Source organism: Streptomyces sp. NPDC052396 (assembly GCF_044593195.1).
In the GTDB taxonomy this organism is placed as follows: domain Bacteria; phylum Actinomycetota; class Actinomycetes; order Streptomycetales; family Streptomycetaceae; genus Streptomyces.
The window spans coordinates 221,123-238,503 of the sequence record NZ_JBIUAW010000007.1 but is presented as its reverse complement, the minus strand read 5'-3'; the positions used below and the strand labels follow the sequence as shown (position 1 = coordinate 238,503).

At 72.0% G+C, this 17,381-nt stretch carries 15 protein-coding genes; 3 read left to right on the top strand and 12 right to left on the bottom strand.

Features of this window, described 5'->3' with window-relative positions; genetic code table 11:
- Positions 1-83 precede the first annotated feature (83 nt).
- Both ACIHFE_RS20130 and ACIHFE_RS20125 read right to left on the bottom strand, forming a co-directional pair.
- Entirely contained in the window at positions 84-1,397 is a 1,314-nt protein-coding gene (locus ACIHFE_RS20130) for a glycosyltransferase (RefSeq protein WP_400108398.1), read from the bottom strand.
- Between the two features lie 47 nt (positions 1,398-1,444).
- A complete protein-coding gene (locus ACIHFE_RS20125; protein ID WP_400108396.1) occupies positions 1,445-2,002 on the bottom strand; it encodes a hypothetical protein in 558 nt (185 codons plus the stop codon).
- Positions 2,003-2,092: 90 nt separating this feature from the next.
- Between ACIHFE_RS20125 and ACIHFE_RS20120 the strand changes: the two genes are divergently transcribed.
- Positions 2,093-2,926, top strand: coding sequence for a class I SAM-dependent methyltransferase (locus tag ACIHFE_RS20120; RefSeq protein WP_400108394.1), 834 nt, complete (start codon positions 2,093-2,095; stop codon positions 2,924-2,926).
- Between the two features lie 117 nt (positions 2,927-3,043).
- Positions 3,044-3,874 carry an alpha/beta fold hydrolase gene (locus ACIHFE_RS20115; RefSeq protein WP_400108392.1) on the top strand — a complete coding sequence of 277 codons (831 nt, stop codon included), beginning with the start codon at positions 3,044-3,046 and terminating at the stop codon, positions 3,872-3,874.
- 6 nt (positions 3,875-3,880) lie between these two features.
- Here ACIHFE_RS20115 and ACIHFE_RS20110 read toward each other — a convergent pair whose 3' ends face one another.
- The 3 genes from ACIHFE_RS20110 to ACIHFE_RS20100 all read right to left on the bottom strand — a co-directional run bounded on the left by ACIHFE_RS20110 (position 3,881) and on the right by ACIHFE_RS20100 (position 8,363).
- On the bottom strand, positions 3,881-6,280 hold the full coding sequence (locus ACIHFE_RS20110; RefSeq protein WP_400108390.1) for a glycoside hydrolase family 65 protein: 2,400 nt from the start codon (positions 6,278-6,280) through the stop codon (positions 3,881-3,883).
- Positions 6,277-7,020: an HAD family hydrolase gene (locus ACIHFE_RS20105; protein WP_400108388.1), complete on the bottom strand. Its 744-nt coding sequence runs from the start codon at positions 7,018-7,020 to the stop codon at positions 6,277-6,279. Before ACIHFE_RS20105 ends, ACIHFE_RS20110 begins: the two co-directional genes overlap by 4 nt.
- Before the next feature lie 113 nt (positions 7,021-7,133).
- Positions 7,134-8,363, bottom strand: a complete 1,230-nt coding sequence (locus ACIHFE_RS20100) for an oxidoreductase (protein ID WP_400108386.1) — start codon at positions 8,361-8,363, stop codon at positions 7,134-7,136.
- A gap of 177 nt (positions 8,364-8,540) precedes the next feature.
- Between ACIHFE_RS20100 and ACIHFE_RS20095 the strand changes: the two genes are divergently transcribed.
- Positions 8,541-9,728 carry a serine hydrolase domain-containing protein gene (locus ACIHFE_RS20095; RefSeq protein ID WP_400108384.1) on the top strand — a complete coding sequence of 396 codons (1,188 nt, stop codon included), beginning with the start codon at positions 8,541-8,543 and terminating at the stop codon, positions 9,726-9,728.
- A gap of 12 nt (positions 9,729-9,740) precedes the next feature.
- Here ACIHFE_RS20095 and ACIHFE_RS20090 read toward each other — a convergent pair whose 3' ends face one another.
- The 7 genes from ACIHFE_RS20090 to ACIHFE_RS20060 form a co-directional block, all read right to left on the bottom strand.
- Complete coding sequence (locus ACIHFE_RS20090; protein WP_400108383.1) at positions 9,741-11,600, bottom strand: glycoside hydrolase family 15 protein; 1,860 nt, start codon at positions 11,598-11,600, stop codon at positions 9,741-9,743.
- 143 nt (positions 11,601-11,743) lie between these two features.
- On the bottom strand, positions 11,744-12,118 hold the full coding sequence (locus ACIHFE_RS20085; protein WP_400108381.1) for a peptidoglycan-binding protein: 375 nt from the start codon (positions 12,116-12,118) through the stop codon (positions 11,744-11,746).
- Between the two features lie 140 nt (positions 12,119-12,258).
- Positions 12,259-13,704 (bottom strand): glyceraldehyde-3-phosphate dehydrogenase, encoded by a 1,446-nt coding sequence (locus tag ACIHFE_RS20080; RefSeq protein ID WP_400108379.1) that lies wholly within the window; start codon positions 13,702-13,704, stop codon positions 12,259-12,261.
- 113 nt (positions 13,705-13,817) lie between these two features.
- Entirely contained in the window at positions 13,818-13,970 is a 153-nt protein-coding gene (locus ACIHFE_RS20075; protein WP_400108377.1) for a hypothetical protein, read from the bottom strand.
- Positions 13,967-15,235 carry an MFS transporter gene (locus tag ACIHFE_RS20070; protein WP_400108375.1) on the bottom strand — a complete coding sequence of 423 codons (1,269 nt, stop codon included), beginning with the start codon at positions 15,233-15,235 and terminating at the stop codon, positions 13,967-13,969. The genes ACIHFE_RS20075 and ACIHFE_RS20070 overlap by 4 nt, the downstream gene beginning before the upstream one ends.
- A 74-nt stretch (positions 15,236-15,309) precedes the next feature.
- Entirely contained in the window at positions 15,310-16,770 is a 1,461-nt protein-coding gene (locus tag ACIHFE_RS20065) for a leucyl aminopeptidase family protein (RefSeq protein WP_400108373.1), read from the bottom strand.
- 3 nt (positions 16,771-16,773) lie between these two features.
- On the bottom strand, positions 16,774-17,355 hold the full coding sequence (locus ACIHFE_RS20060) for a DUF2087 domain-containing protein (RefSeq protein ID WP_400108371.1): 582 nt from the start codon (positions 17,353-17,355) through the stop codon (positions 16,774-16,776).
- Positions 17,356-17,381: the final 26 nt, after the last annotated feature.

Here is a 17,381-nt window from a genome sequence, read left to right as displayed (position 1 = left end):
ATGGCGAGGTCGCTGCGCACCTCCAGCGTGGGGGCCCTTTGGGCGCGGCGGCCGGGCAGCCGTCGGCGCGGCCGCCCTGACGACTACCGTGTGTCTACGGCCAGTTCGGCGATGACATCAAAGGGCCGGCAGGCGGCGATCTCCTCGCTGAGGGCCCGGGCGCGGGCGCGGTAGCCGGCGTCGGCGAGCACCTGGCCGACCGCTGTGCGCACGGCGGTGGCGTCGGGGGTGCCGGTGCGCAGATCGATCCCCGCGCCGCTCCACCGCACCCGCGCCGCGACCTCCGGCTTGTCCTCCCCCTCGCCACCGACCACCAGCGGCACGCCATGGCGCAGGGCGGTATGCACTCCGCCATAGCCGCCATTGCTGACCAGGACATCCGTGTGCGGCAGCAGCCGCTCGAACGGCAGGTAGCCAACGGCCCGGACGTTGTCCGGCAGCCCGCCCAGCAGGTCCGCCAGGGCCTGCGGGCCATCCGGGCGTCCGGTGGTGACCACCACCAGCGCCTCGGCGTCGGCCAGCGCCCGCACCGCGGGAGCGGCCAGGAGGGAGAGGTCGTCATTGGCGTTGGTGCCCTGGGTGACCACCACCACCGGCCGCCCCACGCCTGCGGCGTCCGTCAACTCCGGCCACCAGGCGGGCTCTTCGAACTCCGTGGCGTCGACGGCGGCCGGCAGCGCCCCGATGTAGCGGAAGGAACCGGGCAGATCACTGCGCGGGTACTCAAAACCGGGCACGGTGAGCTGGAGATAGTGATCGGGCACGGCGACCATCACATTGCCGAGGTGTTCCACGGGCAGTACGGCGCCGACGCGCCCGAACACCTCGGCCGCGTACCGCCGCAGCGGCTCGGCACGGGCGGCCGCCTCGGCATTGAGCTCCCGGTTGCGGGCTCGCTCCGCCGCGTCCCCGCTGGGCGGGAGGGCCAGGCCGAAGGGTGCGGTGTCCACGCTGTGCAGGGTCGGCGGTGCCACACCCACGCTGATGGTCACCGGGCGCTCGGCCGGCGCGTGGGCCAGCGTCAGCGCCAAGGCGCCCAGAAAGAAGTTGTCGCTGATCACGGCGGCCGCCGGGACATCGGCCAACAGCCCCTGCAGCGCGCGGTACTGGGCCGGCGCCAGGTCGGTGAAGATGTGCTTGATGTCGAAGGCCACCCGGCCCGGCCCCGGCGGCACCAGCGCCCGGTCCGGGAACTGGTCGGCGATCCTCCGGTCGTCGAAGTCGGCCTCGCGGGGCAGCGGGACAAAGCGGGCCCCGGTGGCCTCGATGGACTCGGCGAACCGGGCCCCGCCCAGGAAGTCCACCTTATGCCCCCGGGCCACCAGATCGGCGGCTATCGCACGCAGCGGGAGCGTATGCCCATGGGCGGGTACGGCCGCGACAATGATTTTCGGCATGTCCTGACGGTACTTGGCGGTCGTGGCGCGCGCCGAGGGCAGGTTGGTCAACGCACCGTCAGGTCGCCGTCCGGTACGTCCTGGACGGTGACCGCCGAACGCGGCAGCAGGAGTCCGCGGGCCACGGCGTCGGCGATTCCGTCCGGGTCTGGCTTGGCGGGAGTGGGCACCTGCTCATCGGGCCCATAGCTCTCCACCGCCTTGGTGAGATAGCCGGGATACCAGGCTCCCACCGCACCCTTGACCTCCACCTCCCGCACCCGGCGCTTGCCGACCACCGTGCGCAGCACAGGCAGGATCTGGTCCGACCGGTATGCGCCGGGCACCTGGAACAGGCTGATATGCGCCCCCACCAGTCCCCCGCCGGACAGCCGGGCGGTCACCGTGAGGCAGCTGGTGACCGAGGGGTAGAGGATGCTCCCGCCCGGCCGGGCCTCCTTCACCTGTCCCTCGGTGATGCGCACCGGGGCAACGGCCGCTGCCGCCGCCCCCGGTGACGGTGCGGGGGTGGTCCCGGCCGCCGCGGCCATGGCCTGGCCCGGCACCAGCAGACCGGCGGCCAGTGCGGTGGTCACCATGGCGCGGGATATGACGGATTGGGGCACAACAGGTTCCCTTCGGGTGGGTGCGGTCGGCGGCGACCGTAGCGGAGAACACCTTAACGAGCCGCCCCCGCACAGCGGATGATGCCCCCTATGTCTCATCAACCTCAGCTACTTCCCCACGCATCGGATCACGACTACCGTCTCGGCGCCTCCGAGGCCGAAAGGCAACGGCTGCTGGCACAGGGTGACTTACTCCGCCCGGCGGCCCGGGAACTGCTCGACCGGCTTCCCCTGGCCGAGGGGGCGCGGGCGCTGGATGTCGGCTGCGGGCCACTGGGCATCATGGATCTGCTCAGCGCCCGCACCGGTCCCCATGGGCGGGTCACCGGCCTGGACGCCGACCGGCGAATGATCGAGTGGGCCCGGGAGTCGGTCGCCGCCCTCTCTCTCCCCAATGTCTCCCTGGTCCAGGGCACTCTGCCGTCGCCCCGGCTGCCACAGGCGGCCTTCGATCTGGTCCACTGCCGGCTGCTCCTGATCAACAACGCGCATCCGCGCGGGATCCTCGGTGCGATGGCCGCGTCGGCCCGTCCCGGCGGCTGGATCGCCGTCCAGGAATTCGACTGGGCCTCCTGGCACTGCGACCCGCCGCATCCGGCCTGGGACCGGCTCAAGTCCCTGCTGGTCCCGGTGTTCGGCGGCGATGTGCATATCGGCGGCCAACTGCCCACCCTGCTGCGGGAGGTGGGCGCCATGGACATCGGCCTGGCGGCGCACACCTTCTACTGGCGCCCCGGCGACCGCTACCAGGGTCTGCTGCTGCACTTCGCCGGCCTCTTCCGGGACCGCATCACCGCCAACGGCACCGATCCGCGGACCCTGGATGCGCTCACCACCGAACTCCGCCGGCACCTCGCCCACCCCGATACCGTCGTCCGGGAGGCACTCCTGGTCCAGGCCTGGGGCCGGATACCCCCGGCCTGAGGAGCCGCTGCCGGGAGCCGGCCGCCCAGCGTGGCCGGCCCCGGCGGCGGCAGGGCGGCGGCCCGGTGCGAGGATGGTCCCGGTGGAGTTGGCAGCTATCTCGCAAAGGGGGCGGCCATGCGGACCGTCGAGGTGCCGGCCGGAGTCATCGAGTACCAGGACGAGGGATCGGGTCCACCCGTCGTCCTGCTGCATGGACTGCTGATGGACCACACCGTCTGGGACCGGGTACTGCCGCTGCTCCCCGGGGGGTTCAGATATCTGCGCCCGGTGCTGCCGCTGGGAGCCCACCGGCGGCCGATGAAACCGGGCGCCGATCTCACCCTGCGCGGACAGGTCCGGCTGGTCGCCGACTTCCTGGACGCGCTGGACCTGACGGATGTCACCCTGGTGCACTCGGACTGGGGCGGGGCGCTGTTTCTCACCGCCTACGGCTGGGACCGGCGCATCGCCCGGCAGGTGATCCTGCCCTGTGAGGCATTCGACAACTTCCCGCCGGGACTGCCCGGAAAGATGCTGACCGTGGCCATCCGGGTGCCCGGCGGACTGTCGCTCGCGGTGCGCCAGATGAGGATCGCCGCCCTGCGCCGGCTGCCCATGATGTTCGGGCAGATGGCCCGGCGGCCGTTACCCGATGCGCTGGCCCGCCGGTGGACGGAGCCCTTCCTCCGGAACCCCGGCGTCCGGCGCGATGTGACGGCCTACTGCCGCGGCCGGCTCGACAAGCGTCAACTCATCCGGGACACCGAGGCGTTGCGGGGCTTCACCGGGGAGGCGCTGGTGCTGTGGTCGCCGGACAACCGGGTGATGCCGCCCGGGCATGGGCGCCGGCTGGCCGCCTTGCTGCCCGCCGGGCGCTATGCGGAGGTGCCCGGGGCCTATGTGCTGTCGATGCTGGACGAGCCGGAGGCCGTGGCCCGGGAGATCGGGGCCTTCCTCTCGCGGTAGCCGGGGTCAGCCATGGGTGCCGTATGCGGACCCGCTCTCGCCCTCCTCCCGCTTGGAGGCACGGCGCCGGACGGGGCTCCGGCCGGGCGGCTGTTCGGGGGCGGGGCCGGCGGCCAGGGTGGGGACCTCACGGGACTCGGGGGCCACAATGGAGACGGTCAGCGGCTCACCGCAGTGACGGATCTCCAGGTCCTCCCCTTCCAGCAGGGTGTAGGTGGCGGTGTGCCCGGTGATCTCCACCCGCAGCCGCCGGCCCCGGATCTGCACGGTGAAGGCCAGACGGCCCAGTTGTTCGGGCAGCCGGGGCGCGAAGGCCACCACCCCGCCGTCATGGTCACGCATGCCGCCGAAGCCCATCACCAGGGCGAACCAGGTGCCCGCCAGGGAGGCGATATGGAGGCCGTCGCGAGTGTTCCCCTCCAGGTCGAACAGGTCCATCATGGCGGCCTCGCCCAGGTAGTCATAGGCCAGCCGCAGATGTCCGACCTCGGCCGCCATGGTCGCCTGGCTGCAGGCGGACAGTGAGGAGTCGCGGACGGTCAACTGCTCGTAGTAGGCGAAGTTCCGGGCCTTCTGCTCCTGGGTGAAGGCATCGCCCCGCAGCACCATGGCCAGCACCAAGTCGGCCTGTTTGACGACCTGTTTGCGGTAGAGGTCGAAGTAGGGGAAGTGCAGCATCAGCGGATAGGCGTCCTCGTCGGTGTGGGCGAAGTCCCACACCTGGTGCGCGGTGAAGCCCGCGGACTGTTCATGGACGCCGAGTTCGGCGTTGTAGGGCAGGTTTATGCGCAGGGCGGCGTCCCGCCAGGCGGCGGTCTCCTCGTCATCGACGCCCAGCGTCGCGGCCGCGTCCGGATGACGCTCCACCGCGGCGGCCGCGGCCCGCAGATTGTGCTGGGCCATCAGATTGGTGTAGGCGTTGTCGTCCGAGATGGCGCTGTACTCGTCCGGGCCGGTGACGCCGTCGATATGGAAGTCGCCATGGTGGTCGTGGTGGCCCAGGGAGCGCCACAGCCGGGCGGTTTCCACCAGCAGCGGCAGCCCCACCTCCCGCTCGAAGGTGTCATCCGCGGTGGCGCCGACATAGCGCACCGTGGCATCGGCGATATCGGCGTTGACATGGAAGGCCGCCGTGCCGGCCGGCCAGTAGGCGGAGCACTCGTCACCGCTGATGGTGCGCCAGGGGAACGCCGCACCTTTCAGGCCCAGTTGACAGGCGCGTTCCTGGGCGGCGGGCATGGTGCTGTGGCGCCAGCGCAGGGCCTGCTCCACGGCCTGGGGCGCGGTGTAGGTGAGGACGGGCAGGACGAAGGACTCGGTGTCCCAGAAGCAGTGGCCGTCATAGCCGGGACCGGTCAGGCCCTTGGCGGGCAGGGCGCGGGCCTCACCACGGGCGCCGGCCTGCAGGACATGGAAGAGCGCGAAGCGCACCGCCTGCTGGATCTCCGCGTCACCGTCGACCTCGACATCGGCCCGGGCCCAGAAGTCATCGAGGAACTGCCGCTGTTCGGCCAGCAGGCCCGACCAGCCGGTGCTGGTGGCACCGGCCAGCGCGGCATCCACCTGGTCGCGCACGGCGGGCACCGAGCGCGCCGCCGACCAGCCGTGGGCGACGAACTTCTCCACTCGCAGCCGCTGGCCGGTGGTGAGGCGCGAGGTGATGGTCAGCCGGCTGAGGTGCTCCACGGACTCGGCGGACACCTCGGTCTTCTCCGGTCCGTCCACCACATGGTCGGCTGACACCGCCACCTTGAGATTGCTGCGGGCGGTGCAGTGCAGCAGCCGGATGCGGGAGCCCTGGGCGGCGTGCTGCTCGGGCAGCAGGGGGTCCTTGAGCTGGGCGGCGGTGCGGGGGTCGCCCACCTGGTCGGGCAGTTGCTCATTGGCCACCAGCTCGGACTGGATGACGATCCGCACATCACCGTCCAGCGGCTCGACTTCATAGGCGATGGCGGCGACAGCGCGCTGGGTGAAGGAGACCAGCCGGGTGGAGCGCACCCGCACGCTCCGGCCGCTGGGCGAGGTCCACTCGGCGGTGCGGTGCAGCAGTCCGGTGCGGAAGTCCAGGACCCGTTCATGCCGGTGGAGGCGGCCATAGCGCAGGTCGAAGGGCTCGTCGTCGACCAGCAGCCGGATCAGCTTGCCGTTGGTGACATTGATGACGGTCTGGCCGGACTCCGGGTAGCCGTAGCCGGCCTCGGCATAGGGCAGCGGGCGGAACTCGAAGACGCCGTTGAGGTAGGTGCCGGGCAGGCCGTGCGGTTCGCCCTCGTCCAGGTTGCCGCGCCAGCCGACATGGCCGTTGGCGAGGGCGAAGACCGACTCGCTCTGGGAGAGCACATCGAGGTTGAGTTCCGTCTCGCGCAGGCACCAGGGCTCGACCACATAGGCGGGATGGGTAATCATGCGGATTCTCCCAGGAGTTGGGCGAGGTCGGTGACCACGGCGTCGGCGCCGTGCTTGCGCAGCGCGTCGGCCTGCCCGGCCCGGTCGACGCCGATCACATAGCCGAAGCCGCCGGCGCGGCCGGCCTCCATGCCGGCCAGGGCGTCCTCGAAGACGGCGGCCTGGTGCGGGCCGACGCCCAGGGCTTCGGCGGCGGCCAGGAAGGTGTCCGGGTGGGGTTTGCCCGGCAGGTGGCGCTGGGCGGCGACCACTCCGTCGATGCGCACCTCGAAGAGTTCCTCGATGCCGGCCGCGGCGAGCACCGCCTGGCAGTTGGCGCTGGAGGACACCACGGCCCGGCGCAGCCCGGCCTCCCGCACCGCCGTCACATAGCGCACCGAGCCGGGGAAGGCCCGTACCCCCACTTCCTCGATCTTCGCCAGCACCAGGGCGTTCTTGCGGTTGCCCAGGCCCTGCACGGTGTCCTGGTCCGGCGGGTCGCCCTCGTCCCCTTCGGGCAGGCGGATGCCCCGGGAGGCGAGGAAGGAGCGCACTCCGTCGGCCCGGGGCATCCCGTCGACATAGAGGTCATAGTCGGTGACCGGGTCGAAGGGCTGGAATTCGGGCCCTTCACGGCGGGCGAGGAAGGCGTCGAAGGTCTCCTTCCAGGCGGCGGCGTGCACGGTGGCAGTGCTGGTCAGGACGCCATCCAGGTCGAACAGGCAGGCTTGGATCGCGGGGGGCAGGCCGAGGGAGGTCACGGTTCTTCCCCTTTCCCTGGATCGCCCGGCCCGTGCCCGCGCATCGGGCGAATCACTCGATCAGTGGTTGTCACCTCTGGCCTGCTACCCCGGCCGTCGGCCGTCAACGCGCCTCAGCCCATGGCCGGTTCCTCCCCGGGCTGGGTGCGGGCGGCCACCGCCAGCCCATAGGACTGGGCCGCGGGCCCCAGCCGCAGTGCCGCATGGGCGGTGGCGGTGTGGACATCGCGCCAGGCGCGCTGGAGTTCACCCGGGGCGTTGCCGGCGTGTGAGCCGCCGGTGCGGAACAGGCGCTGCACGGCGGTGGTGGTCATCTCGGCGGCCAGGGCGGCCTCGCACCGGGCACGGGCGGTGAGCTCCGGGGTGATCACCGGCTCCTGGTCGGCGCGCCGGGCGCCCTCGCGCAGCAGCAGCCGGGCCGCGTCCAGCTCGGCGGTGGAGCGGGCGAGGGCCTCCCAGACGGGGGCGGCGTAGGGGGCCGGGGCCTCGGCGGCCCTGGCCGCGACCAGGCCGGTCCATACCGTCAGGGCGCGGCGGGCGGCGCCCAGTGCCGAGGCGCACATCAGCAGCCCGGCGGCCAGCTCCGGCGGCGCCGCGTGGCAGCGGGGCACCCCGGGCCGGGTGTCGCCGCCCAGCAGCCGGGCCAGCGGGAAGGCGCGGTGGGCGGGCACCTCGGCCTCGTCCAGGGCGATGTCATGGCTGCCGGTGCCGCGCAGGCCCAGGGCGTCCCAGGGGGCGGCGATCCGGGCCTGCCGGCGGGGGACGGCCAGCACCAGCGGGCCGTGCTGTGTCCCGCTGGGGCCGGGGGTGGTGACCAGCAGCCAGTCGGCGTGGTCCACTCCGCTGGCGAACCGCCATCGGCCGGTCACCCGCCAGCCGCCGGGTGTCTGCTCGGCCTGGCCGGCGGGGGGCACCACCGTGGCCGATATCCGCGCGTCGGGGCCATGGGCCCACAGTTCGCGCTGGCCCTGCTCCGGCAGTACGGCGGCGAATCTGCCGTGCCAGGCCCAGAGGGTGGCGCACCAGGCGGTGGACGGGCAGCTCCCGGCCAACTGGACGGCGGCGTCGAAGAGCTCGGTGACGGTGCCTTCGGTGCCGCCCCAGCGGCCGGGGACGAAGTGCCGGGCGAATCCGGCCTCGGTGACGGCGGCCACCACGGCCGCGTCCAAGCGCGCTCCGGCGTCGGCAGCCGATGCGGCGGGCGCGGCCACCACGGCGGCCCGGGCGGCGGCCGCGCCGAGGCCGGACGCCCTGGAGCCGGACGCGCCGGAGCCGGAAGGGGCCGCGGACGAGGCGGGCTGAATGGCGGTGTTGGCGTCCATGGCGGGCAACCGGTCCTTCACTTCCAGGAGTTTGGTAATGCATTGGCAAAGATACCGCTTGGCGAAGGCTCCATGGTGGTGCTGTCACCACCATGCCCGGGTGGCACTGGGCCCATGGTCCCAATCCCCCGGTGCTGATTGGCTCTTGGTGGCGGGTGAACGGCTCCCGCCACAGCCGACCGAACCAGGGAGAGAGCAATGCGTGCGTGGGGACGAGCAGGACGCCGGGCCAGAGCGGGCCGGGTCGGGGCGGTGGCCCTGGCCTTGGCGGCGGTCGCCTCCGGGGTGGCCCAGGCCCGGCCGGCGGACCCCTCCGCCGGCAGCAGCCGCGTCCTGGATGCGGATGTGCGGGCGGTGCGGGCGGCCGGCGGCGGCGTCAATGTCCTGGCCGAATCGCACACCGAAAGGGGGGCCGCCCGGTCCCGGACCGGAGCGGGCGTGCCCTGGGACGCCCAGTTCCGCATCGCCAGCACCAGCAAGACCTTCACCGCCACCGTGGCGCTGCAACTGGTCGCCGAGGGCAGGCTGTCCCTGGACGACACCGTGCAGAAGTGGCTGCCCGGCCTGGTCTCCGGCCAGGGCAACGACGGGTCGAAGATCACCGTCCGGGACCTGCTGCAGCAGACCAGCGGCCTGTTCGACTATGTCAACGACCCCTCGGTGATCCAGGCGATCAGCCAGGACTTCGAGAAGCACCGCCTTGACGCCACACCCGCCGAGCAGTGGGTCGCCCTGGCGCTGCGGCATCCTCCGCTGTTCACCCCCGACCACCGCCACCCGCGCTGGGCCTACTCCAACACCAACTACCTGCTGGTGGGCATGATCATCGAGAAGGCCGGCGGCCTGGGCTGGCGGGAGCAGATCGAGCACCGCATCATCGCCCCGCTGGGCCTGCGCCACACCTATATACCGGGCGCCGACCCGTACCTTCCCGGGCCGCATGCCTCGGCGGTCCTGGACACCCCGGCGGGCCGGGTGGACGTCACCGAGCACAGCATCCAGCACACCGCCGACTCGGGGGTGGTGAGCACCACCGCCGACCTCGGCACGTTCTTCCGCGCCCTGGCCGGCGGAAAGCTGCTGCCCAAGGCCCAACTGGCCCAGATGCAGCACACGGTGGCCCGGACCGGCGCCGAGGAGGACCTGGCGGAGTGGCCGCAGGGCGGCTATGGCCTGGGCCTGCGCTGGGTGCCGCTGTCCTGCGGTGGCGGCTACTGGCACCACGAGGGCGACGGCCTGGGCTCCTACACCCGTACCGGTGTCACCCCGGACGGGCGGCGTTCGGTGGCGGTTTCCGTCACCAGTGCCGGGAGCCTGCCCAAGCTGCCCGCGCTCAATGTCGCCACCCGCAAGCTGGTGGACGACGCGCTGTGCGGCCGGCGTTAGGCCCGGCCCGGGTCAACCGCCGCCGCACCGGCGGGCGATGGGACCCCGGTGGGTGGTCACTTCCCGGTCCAGATTGGTGGCGGCGCTGATCAGCGCGAGGTGGGTGAAGGCCTGCGGGAAGTTGCCCCGCGCCTCGCCGGCCGGGCCGATCTCCTCGGCGTAGAGCCCCAGGTGGTTGGCGTGGGTGATCATTTTCTCGAAGACATAGCGGGCCTCACCCACCCGGCCCGCCCGGGCCAGCGCCTCCACGTACCAGAAGGAACACAGGTTGAACGTGCCCTCCCGGCCGGACAGTCCGTCGAATCCCTCGGCGCGGTAGCGGTACACCAGGCTGTCGCTGACCAGTTGCCGCTCGATACAGCGCACCGTGGACAGGAAGCGCGGGTCCTTGGGCCCGGCGAACTTCACCAGCGGCATCACCAGCAGCGAGGCGTCCAGCACGGAACTCTCGGCGCTCTGCGCATAGGCGCCCAACTCCGGTGTCCAGCAGGCGTTCTGGACGTAGCGGTAGGCCTCGGCGGCGGTGTCCCGCCAGCGCTCCACCGGGGCGGGCATGCCCCGGTGACGGGCGATGCGCATGGCCCGTTCAAAGGCCACCCAGGTCATCAGGGCGGAGTAGGTGAAGCGCTGGGGGCCGCCACGGGTCTCCCAGATGCCGTCGTCCGGCTCCTCCCAGTGCTTCTCCAGCCACTCCAGCTGCCGGGTGAGCGCCTCCCACAGCTCATAGGAGATGGGCTCGCCGTACTTGTTGTACAGGTACACCGAATCCATCAGCTCACCGTGGATGTCGAGCTGGGTCTGCCGGGCGGCGGCGTTGCCCACCCGCACCGGCTTGGCGCCCCGGTAGCCCTCCAGGTGGTCCAGCAGTGTCTCCGGCAGCTCGGAGCGGCCGTCGATGCCGTAGAGCACCTGGAGTCCGGTGCCGGGCGGGGCCTCCACACAGCGCTGGTGCAGCCAGTCGATAAAGGCGGCGGCCTCCTCGGTGAACCCCAGCCGCATCAGGGCGTAGAGGGTGAAGGCGGCGTCCCGGATCCAGGTGTAGCGGTAGTCCCAGTTGCGCCCGCCCTGGAAGGACTCCGGCAGCGAGGTGGTGGGCGCCGCGACCAGTGCGCCGGTGGGCTGGTACACCAGCAACTTCAGGGCCAGCGCGGAGCGTTCGACCACTTCGCGGTAGCGGCCGGTGTACTTCGACTGCCGCAGCCAGCCGTCCCAGTAGCCCAGGGTGCGGTCCAGCAGCCGGTTGGCCTCGGTGCCGCGGATGCGTCCCGGCTCACCGCCCCACTCGACGGTGAGTTCCAGGGTCTGGCCGGGTTCCAGGGTCACCGTGGCGTACGCCGCCTCGCCGTCGGACTCCATCGGCACCGAGGAGCGCAGCGCCAGCGATCCGGCCGCGCAGCTGAACTGGGCGCCGGCATCCGGCAGTACGGTGACCGTGTGCGGGGCGCGCCCGTAGTCGAAGGCGGGCCGGCAGCGTACGTCCACGGTGGCCCGTCCACGCAGCACCCGCATCTGGCGGACGATCTGCCGGGCGGCTCCGGCGGTGGAGGCCGGATGGTCGGGCACCATGAAGTCATACATCTCGGCCACCGCGTGCTCGGCCAGAAAGCGGGTCAGCAGCACATTGGAGTCGGGCATATACATCTGCTTGGTGCGTTCCACATCGCGCACCGATACCGAGAAGGAGCCGCCGCGCCGGGCGTCCAGCAGTGCCCCGAAGACCGAGGGGGCGTCGAAGCGGGGCAGGCAGCACCAGTCGATGGTGCCGTCGACGCCCACCAGGGCGACGGTGTGCAGATCGCCGATGATCCCGTGGTCCTCGATGGGCAGATAGCCGTCGGCGGCCGGGGGCGGGGCGGTGAGGTCGTGTTTCATCGCGCTCCCTCCTCAGCGGGAGAGGCGGGTGGTGCGTTCGGCAGCCGTGCTGCCGGTGTGTCTCACCACCCGTTATACCGCGCCCCGGCGGGCACCGCCGCTGCCCGTGATCGCCAGGGCCGCGGCGGTGGCACCACCGGGTCTCAGCAGCCGCCCTCGCACCGCAGGCGGGCCCAGGTCAGGACGCCCACCTGGCCGTCCGGGGAAAGATCGTTCTCCTGTTGGAAGCCCCGCACCACATCCCGTGTGTGTCCCCCGAAGATGCCGTCCACCTCGGACGGGTCCATCAGGCTCCACTTGGACAGCAGGCACTGGACCTGGCGGACCCGGGGCCCGCGGTCGCCGTACTCGGTCAGGGCGTGACCGTAGTAGTAGGCGCATCCGTAGTTGTTCGCGGGGGCCTGGCTTCCCGCGGGCCGCGCGGTGGCGGCCGGTGCCGGCGCGGCGCCCAGGCACAGGGTGCCCAGGGCGACGGCCGCGGTCGCGGCCGCCAGGCGAAGTGAGGATCGTTGTTTCACCGCAGGTACCCCTGTCTCATGGCTTTCCCGGTCGGTTCCGAGGATGGCCGTGACTGCGGGGATTGTCGTCAAACCCGTGCGGTAGCAAGGGAGTACAACCCCGGTGGTACCGCGCGGTACCACCGGGGCGCCGGGCCGGATCAGGCCAGCGGCACCGGGAAGGTCGGGTACTCCACTCCGGAGACATGCTGGACGACCCGGATGACCTGGCAGGAGTAGCCGAACTCGTTGTCGTACCAGAGGTAGAGGATCGCGTTGTCGCCGTCCACCTTGGTGGCGCCGGCGTCGACGATCGAGGCGTGGCGCGAGCCGATGAAGTCGCTGGAGACCGCGTCGGGGGCGCTGATGAAGTCGATCTGGCGCTTGAGCGGCGAGGTCAGCGACACATTGCGCAGGTAGTCCAGGACTTCCTCGCGGGTGGTCTCACGGCCGAGCCGCAGGCTGAGGATGGCGATGGAGACATCCGGCACCGGGACCCGGATCGAGCTGCCGGTGATCGGGGCCTTGAGGTCGGGCAGCGCCTTGGCGACGGCGGAGGCGGCACCGGTCTCGGTGATGACCATGTTGAGCGGCGCGGAGCGGCCGCGGCGGTCGGAGCTGTGGTAATTGTCCAGCAGGTTCTGGTCGTTGGTGAACGAGTGGACGGTCTCCACATGGCCGCGCAGCACACCGTACTCGTCCGCCATCGCCTTCAGCGGCGGGACGATCGCGTTGGTGGTGCAGGACGCGCAGGAGATGATCTGCTCGTCCGGCTTGATCATGTCGTGGTTGACGCCATGGACGACATTGGGCACATCGCCCTTGCCGGGCGCGGTCAGGACGACCTTGGCGATGCCGGGCCGGAGGTGGCGGGAGAGGCCCTCGCGGTCGCGCCACTTGCCGGTGTTGTCGATAAGGATGGCGTCCTTGATGCCGTACGCCGTGTAGTCCACCGAGGTCGGGTCGTTGGAGTAGATCACCGCGATCTCATTGCCATTGGCGATGATCTTGCTGTTCGCCTCGTCCACGGTGATCGTGCCCTGGAACTGGCCGTGGATGGAGTCACGGCGCAGCAGGGAGGCGCGCTTGACGATGTCCTGCTCGCCGCCTCCACGCACCACGATGGCACGCAGTCGCAGGCCGTTGCCGGAGCCGGCCTTCTCTATGAGCAGGCGGGCGACGAGGCGGCCGATGCGGCCGAAGCCGTAGAGGACGACATCGCGCGGCTCGCGGCACTCGATCTTGTTGTCACCGGTGGCGCCGGAGACGGCCGAGGCGGTGAACTCCGCGACCGACAGACCGCGGTCGTCGGTCCTGTACATCGCGGCGAGCATGCCGATGTCGATCTGGGACGGGCCGAGATCGAGCGCCGTGAGGGCCTGCAGGAAGGGCATCGTCTCGGTGACCGAGAGCTCTTCACCGGCGATCTGCCGGGCGAAACGGTGGGTCTTGAGAATGCTGACCACCGACTTGTTCACCAAGGAGCGGCTGTGGAGCAGGACGGTGACGTCTCGCTCCCGGTGCAGCTTCCCGATGATCGGGATCATCGACTCCGCGATCTCCTCGCGGTTCTTCCAGTTGGTGAACGTGTCCTCGTTGACAGTCACAGGTGCATCTCTTTCGAGCTAGGCGGCGCTCACATGCTAACCCCCCGCCACTTTGATCGTTCAGGGGGTGCCGTCACCCCCGGCTGATCGCGGTCACCGGCCCGGGGCCGCCCTCACTTCCGGCGGCGGAATTCCAGCTGCGTCACCCCGTTGTATCCATAGCTCTCCGGGTGCATCTCATACAGCGCCACCCCGGCGACCGGGGGCAGCAACCCCAGGGTGTCACACAGGAGTTGATAGGCATTTCCCGGGCGCCACCGCCTCACTCCTCCGTCAGCAGCGCTTCCCGCACCCACGGCCAGGCCGCCGCGATGGTCAGTGCCAGCAGGGCACCGCTGACCAGGAACGGCGCATGCAGGCCAAAGGCGTCGGCCAGCACCCCGGCCAGGCCGGCGCCCACCGGCATGGCCGCCAGGGCCACCGTGCGGTAGCTGCTGGTGACCCGGCCCAGCATCTCGGCCGGGACCAGGCGCTGGCGCAGCGAGGCGGCCAGTACGTTCCACACCGCGCCGCCCGCGCCGACCAGGGCGAGCACCGCCACCGCCACCGGGACGGAGGAGGTCAGCCCGGCGCAGAGGAATCCGGCCGCCTGGGCCACCATGGAGCCGATCAGCGGGATGCGGACGCCCAGGCGCCGCCGGGCGCGGGGTGCCAGGGCGGAGCCGAGGATGCCGCCGCCGGCCAGGGCCGCCAGCATCAGGCCGTAGCCGATGCCGCCCAGGTGCAGCACCTGCAGGGCGTAGAGGACCAGTACGGCCTCGGCGGCGGCCAGCGTGCCATTGGTCACCGCGACCACGGCGCACAGGGTGCGCAGCAGCCGGTGGTGCCACAGCCAGCGCAGCCCTTCGGCGATGTCCTGCCGGATGCTGGTACGGACGGTCCGGGCCCGGACCCGGAAGGAGCCGCGCAGGGCGAAGATCAGTGCGGTGGCCACCAGGAAGCTGGCCGCGTCGGCGGCGACCGGCGCGGCGTGGGCCAGTCCGTACAGCGCCGCGCCCACGGGTGCTCCCACCAGGGTGGCCATCAGCGTCTGTGCCGAGTACAGCCAGGCGTTGGCGCGTTCCAGCGCTTCCTTGGGCACCAGCATCGGGATGATGGCGCCGGCCGCGTTCTCGAAGAAGGTCTCGGCCACTCCCAGGCTGAAGGAGACCGTCGCCAGGGCCGCCACCGGGGCGTCCCGGGTGGTGAGGAAGAAGGCGCAGCCGCCGGTGAGCGCGCCGCGGGCCAGGTCCACGGTCCACATCAGCCGCCGGCGGTCCACCCGGTCGGCCACCGCTCCGGCGACCAGCCCGAACAGCGGCCAGGGCAGATAGCCGGCCACAAACACCAGGGAGACGGCCTCCGGGTCCTTGGTGACCAGGGTGGCCAGCAGCGGGAAGGCCACATAGCGGATGCCGTCGCCCAGGGTGGACAGGGTGGAGGCGGTCCACAGCAGCCAGAACGGCTTGCCGACCGGGGGGCGCGGACCGGTCGGCGCACTCCTCCCGGTGTCCTGGCCGGTGGGCGACGGCTGCCCCTGCCCCTCGCTCATCTTCTTCCCATCCCTTGGGCCGTCCGTCGATGTCACCGGACCGGGCCCCGCTTCGGAACCGCTCACGCCGTGCTCTAACCCGATCCGCCTCCGGTTGGTTTCGCCCCCGGGGCCAGCAGTCGCAGCGTTTCGACCAGCGTCCGCACTCCGAATCCGGTCCCGCCGCCGGGGGTCTCGTCATAGGGGCCCTCCTCGTTGAAGGCGGCCGCGGCGATGTCCAGGTGTGCCCAGGGCGTGCCGGGTGTCACAAACTCCCTCAGGAAGAGCGCCGCCTGGACCGCGTCGCCGGGGCGGTGGGAGCCATTGACCCGGTCGGCGACCGCCGAGCGCAGATGCCGCCGTTCGGCCGCCAGCAGCGGCAGCCGGCACAGTGCCTCACCCGCCCGCCGGGCCCCGTGCAGCACCGTCTCGGCGAGGGCGTCGTCGTTGGCGAACAGTGCGCCGGCCCGGGTGCCCAGGGTGTGGGCGACGGCGGCGGTGAGGGTGGCCACATCGATCAGCACCTCGCACCGGCCGGGGCCCCGGCCGGCGTGGACCAGCGCATCGGCCAGCACCACCCGCCCCTCGTTGTCGGTGTCGGTGATCTCGGTGCTCGTCCCGTCGGCCTGGCGCACCACATCCCCGACCCGTAGCGCGCGGCCGCCGGGCATGTTCTCGGCGAGCGGGAGGCAGCCGCGTACCCGGAGCGGCAGTCCCAGCCGGGGGAGGGCGGCCAGCGCCCCGGCCACCGCAGCCGCCCCGGCCATATCGGCCTTCATCGACCGCAGGCCGGCGGCGGGTTTCAGGCACAGCCCGCCGGAGTCGAAGGTGATGCCCTTGCCGATGAGTCCGAGCACCGGGCCCGGCGGTGCGTCCGGGTGCCGGTACTCCAGTTCCACCAGGCGGGGCGGGTGGGGGGAGCCCGCGCCGACGGCCAGCAGTCCGCCGAGCCCCAGCCGGGCCAGTCCGGCTTCCTCGTGGACGGCGCAGTCCAGCCCTTCCCGCCGGGCCAGGGCCTGGACACGGCGGGCGAACTCCGCCGGTGTCAGTTCGCCGCCGGGGCAGTTGACCAGGTCCCGGGCCAGGCAGGTGCCCTCGCAGACGGCCAGGGCCTCGGCGACGGCGGCGGGCCGGTCGGTGACCACGGCTATCTCCCGGAGCACAGCGGCGGTGCGGCCCGGCCGGTGGGCGTCGTAGCGGTAGGCGGCCAGCGCCGCGCCCTCGGTCACCGCGCGGGCCCGGTCGGCGGCCGGCAGACCGCTGTCGCCGGCCAGGGCGAGGTCCAGCCGGAGCGTACGCGCCGGGCCGGCGCCGCGGACCGCGGCGGCGGCCGCACCCCGGAAGGTCGCCATGGTCGCCGAACCGGGCGGCCCCAGACCGATGTTGAGGGTGACCGACCGGCCGTCGGCCGAGGGTTCGGCCACCAGCTGGCCGGGACGGGCCAGGAAGCCGCGCCGCCGGCAGAACGCGCTCACCCGCGCGCCCGAGTGCCAGGGCCGGGCGACCGCGTCGGCGGGCCACTCCTCGGCCGGGGTCGCCGCCGCGATGCGGACCATCGCTCAGTCGAAGGCGCGCTGGTAGTGGGTGCCGGTGGCGTCCCGGTCCAGCAGTCCCTCGTCGATCAGGGCGCGGCGCAGGCTCACCCAGTCGTCCAGCCACTCCCCGCACAGGGCGTTGACCTTGGCCTCGGAGTAGGTTTCGCCGGGCCGGAAGGAGTCGGCCACCACCCGCAGCACCCGGCCGCGCACCGCGGCGTCCCCGGGGATGGCCCGCAGCCGGCCCCGGCGGAAGTAGGCTCCGGCGCCGTCGCCGCCTTCCTTGCCGGCCACTCGTTCCTCAGTCCGGATGGCCTTACGGAAGATGTCCTTGGTGACCTCATAGGTGTGTGCCTGGGGGTCGGTGACGGTGACCAGTCCGCTGTCCGCGAGCCGCTGGAGGGCGCTCGCGGCGGTCGCGGGCTTGAGCCGGGCCGCTTCGGTGACCTCCCTGACGGAGCGCGCGCCGAGAACCAGTGCGGCGAAGGCGGCGCACCGGTCGGGTTCGGCGAGGGCGCCCACCAGGTCGCCGCAGGAGGGCGGATGGTCTTCCGGGGCGGTGATGTCCACCGTGGGATCGCTGCTCGGGGAAGGCGCCTTGGTCACGGTCACAGGCATAACAGACACCGATG

What these genes read in the sequence shown, in the direction of transcription:
- ACIHFE_RS20130 (WP_400108398.1), bottom strand. Translation starts at nt 1,397, where the DNA reads ATGCCGAAAATCATTGTCGCGGCCGTACCCGCCCATGGGCATACGCTC.
- ACIHFE_RS20120 (WP_400108394.1), top strand. Translation starts at nt 2,093, where the DNA reads ATGTCTCATCAACCTCAGCTACTTCCCCACGCATCGGATCACGACTAC.
- ACIHFE_RS20115 (WP_400108392.1), top strand. Translation starts at nt 3,044, where the DNA reads ATGCGGACCGTCGAGGTGCCGGCCGGAGTCATCGAGTACCAGGACGAG.
- ACIHFE_RS20110 (WP_400108390.1), bottom strand. Translation starts at nt 6,280, where the DNA reads ATGATTACCCATCCCGCCTATGTGGTCGAGCCCTGGTGCCTGCGCGAG.
- ACIHFE_RS20095 (WP_400108384.1), top strand. Translation starts at nt 8,541, where the DNA reads ATGCGTGCGTGGGGACGAGCAGGACGCCGGGCCAGAGCGGGCCGGGTC.
- ACIHFE_RS20090 (WP_400108383.1), bottom strand. Translation starts at nt 11,600, where the DNA reads ATGAAACACGACCTCACCGCCCCGCCCCCGGCCGCCGACGGCTATCTG.
- ACIHFE_RS20070 (WP_400108375.1), bottom strand. Translation starts at nt 15,235, where the DNA reads ATGAGCGAGGGGCAGGGGCAGCCGTCGCCCACCGGCCAGGACACCGGG.
- ACIHFE_RS20065 (WP_400108373.1), bottom strand. Translation starts at nt 16,770, where the DNA reads ATGGTCCGCATCGCGGCGGCGACCCCGGCCGAGGAGTGGCCCGCCGAC.